This is a genomic window from Longimicrobiaceae bacterium (genome assembly GCA_035936415.1).
Lineage (GTDB): Bacteria > Gemmatimonadota > Gemmatimonadetes > Longimicrobiales > Longimicrobiaceae > JAFAYN01.
On the sequence record DASYWD010000078.1, the window covers coordinates 1 to 2,790 of the forward strand.

2 protein-coding genes are annotated in these 2,790 nt (G+C 72.8%); one reads left to right on the plus strand and one right to left on the minus strand.

Annotated elements, in window-relative coordinates:
* Nucleotides 1-252: 252 nt before the first annotated feature.
* Entirely contained in the window at nt 253-1,962 is a 1,710-nt protein-coding gene (locus tag VGR37_03325) for an ABC-ATPase domain-containing protein (GenBank protein ID HEV2146426.1), read from the plus strand.
* Nucleotides 1,963-2,196: 234 nt separating this feature from the next.
* On the opposite strand, the gene VGR37_03330 is transcribed toward VGR37_03325, so the two are convergent.
* The gene (locus VGR37_03330; protein HEV2146427.1) at nt 2,197-2,670 is read right to left on the minus strand and encodes a type II toxin-antitoxin system VapC family toxin; all 474 of its coding nucleotides are present in this window, start codon (nt 2,668-2,670) and stop codon (nt 2,197-2,199) included.
* Between the last annotated feature and the right edge of the window lie 120 nt (nt 2,671-2,790).

Sequence of the window (2,790 nt, forward strand, 5' to 3'; positions counted from 1 at the left end):
GAGGCGGCCCGGCCCCGGCGCGAGCGCGGCGTCGGCCACGGCCGCCAGGAGGAGGAGCGCGTCCGCCGCGAGCGCCAGGCGCGCGTCCACGAGGAACAGGAGCGAGGCGGCGGCCAGGGCGAGGAGGAAGCGGCGGGAGGGGAGGGGGGTGGGCATGGGGGAGGGGGAATGAAGAATGTAGAATGAAGAATGGAGAAAGGCCCGGCGGGAGTCTTGCACGGCGGGGCGCCGGACGCAAGCGGAAGGGAGGGGATGGAGACGATCCAAGAGCTGGAGAGCGAGCTGCGCGGGCTGGAGGGGCGGGGCTACCGGGACTACAAGCGGGTGAAGGGGAGCTACCAGGCGGAGGGGTTCCGGCTGGTGGTCGACCACGTGCAGGGGGACCCGTTCGCGGAGCCCAGCCGGGTGCGCGCACTGGTGCCGCCGGAGTCGGCGCGGCTCCCGGAGTGGGCGCTGCGCTCGCCGGTGCGGCGGCTGGCTGCGGCGGACTTCCTGAACCGCGCGCTGCACCGGGCGCTGGGCGCCCGCTCGGGCGACCGGGGATCCGGGAAGAGCGGGGAGCTGGCGGTGCTCCGCCCGGGGCAGGAGGTGCTGGAGCGGAGCGCGCTGCGGGTGGAGGAGGACGGCTCGATGGAGGCGCGGTTCCGGGTGGGGCTCCCGGCGCGGGGGCGCACCATCCTGGGGCGCGAGGCGGCGGAGCTGCTCGGGCGCGACGTACCGGCGGCGGTGGAGCGGGCGCTCTTCCTCCCCTCGCTGGACGCCGACGCGCTCCGGCTGCACGTGGAGACCGTGGAGGACGCGCGGGCGCTCCGCGGCGCGCTGGCCGGGCGGGGGCTGGTGGCCTTCGTCGCGGACGGCGCCCGCCTGCCGCGCGCCAGCGGGATCGACGACCGGCCGCTCCCCTTCGACCGCTCCGTCCCGTTCCGCTCGCCGGAGTCGCTGCGGGTATCGCTGGAGACGCCCAACTCGGGGACCGTCACGGGGATGGGGGTCCCCGCGGGAGTGACGCTGATCGTCGGCGGGGGGTTCCACGGCAAGTCCACGCTGCTGCGCGCGCTGGAGCGCGGCGTCTACGACCACCTCCCGGGGGACGGGCGGGAGCGGGTGGTGACGGTCGCCTCGGCGGTGAAGGTGCGGGCGGAGGATGGGCGCTCGGTGGCGGGGACGGACATCTCCAACTTCATCGGCCGCATCCCCGGAGGGGGCGACACGCGCGCCTTCCACACCGCGAACGCCAGCGGGTCCACCTCGCAGGCGGCGGCGATCGTGGAGGCGCTGGAGGTGGGCGCCGGGTGCCTGCTGCTGGACGAGGACACCTCGGCCACCAACTTCATGATCCGCGACGCCCGCATGCAGGCGCTGATCGCGGACGAGCACGAGCCCATCACCCCGTTCGTGGACCGCGCGCGGCAGCTCGCCGCGGAGCTGGGGGTCTCCACGGTGCTGGTCGTCGGCGGCTCGGGCGACTACTTCGACGTGGCGGACACGGTGGTCGCCATGCGCGACTTTCTCCCGGAGGAGGCGACCGCGGACGCGAAGCGCGTGGCCGGCGAGCACCCGACGTCGCGCCGGCGGGAGGGCGGCGCCTGGACGCCGATCCGCCCGCGCGTCCCCCTCCCCGGCTCGCTGGACCCCAGCCGCGGCCGCCACGACGTGCACGTCCGCGCGCGCACTGAGGAGCGCGTCCTCTTCGGGAGCGCGGAGGTGGAGCTGAGCGCCGTGGAGCAGATCGTGGAGCCGGCGCAGGCGCGGGCGATGGCGCTCGCCCTGGCCTGGGCGCGCGAGGGAGCCATGGACGGGCGCCGCACGGTGGCGGAGGCGCTGGGGGTGGTGATGGAGGCGCTGGAGCGCGAGGGGCTGGACACGTTCCAGCGGGAGCTCACCGGCGATCTGGCGGCGTTCCGGGTCTACGAGCTGGCCGCGTTCCTGGGGCGCATCCGGTCGCTGGAGGCGAGGGGGTAGCCGTCGGCTCCGGCCGGCCGACCCGGTCAGGGCGGCCCGGTGGCACGCAGCTACGCGGCGTGAGAGGTTCCTGGCTGTGGCTTGCGCGGCGGGAAAGAAACGACCTCGCGTCCGCTCTTCCGCTCCTGCTCCTTGAGGTCACGAAAGAGTGCATCCAGGTCGTAGTCGAACTGGGAAGCGTACTCATCCCGAAGCCTGCGCGTTTCCTCCACGATGGGGTCGTTCCACATGGCCTCACCCTCCCATGAGTTCCTCGGGTGTGCAGAGCACGGGGGGCTCGAACCCGTGCCCCCGACAGATGCGTTCGATCAGCGGCCGCATCTCGGCATTCGCTATGTGCTTGCAATTCCAGGTCAGCAGGTATTCCACTCCATGCGATGCGGCCACTGCGATGTGCAGCGCATCGGCGGCCGCCTTGCTCGGCAGCGGTCCACCCTCGACAAGAGCCCGGGCAAGTGCGACTGAATCCGGGCGGGTCTCCAGGAGCGGAACGCCGTTCAGCACCGCCAGGCGAGCACCCGCGACCTGGGGATCACCTCCACTGGCTTCGCGCACGACCAGCTGGGATACGCAAATTCTGAATCGCGGACGCTGGGTCTGCCACCAGTCGAGCGTGAGCTGCTGGTGTCCAGCCACAACGAGATCGCGACTGGGGCGCGCGGTCAGATAGCTGATGATGCTGGTTTCAACGTAGACGCGTGCAACCATGTGCCCTGTCCCGGATGGTCGTCTCAATCTAGCGTTGCCTGCCCGTTCCGACACCCCATGCAGGTGTCGTGCGGGGAGCACGCACCCTACACCCGCAAAGACACAGCGGGGTCCGGGGGC

What these genes read in the sequence shown, in the direction of transcription:
- VGR37_03325 (HEV2146426.1), top strand. Translation starts at nt 253, where the DNA reads ATGGAGACGATCCAAGAGCTGGAGAGCGAGCTGCGCGGGCTGGAGGGG.
- VGR37_03330 (HEV2146427.1), bottom strand. Translation starts at nt 2,670, where the DNA reads ATGGTTGCACGCGTCTACGTTGAAACCAGCATCATCAGCTATCTGACC.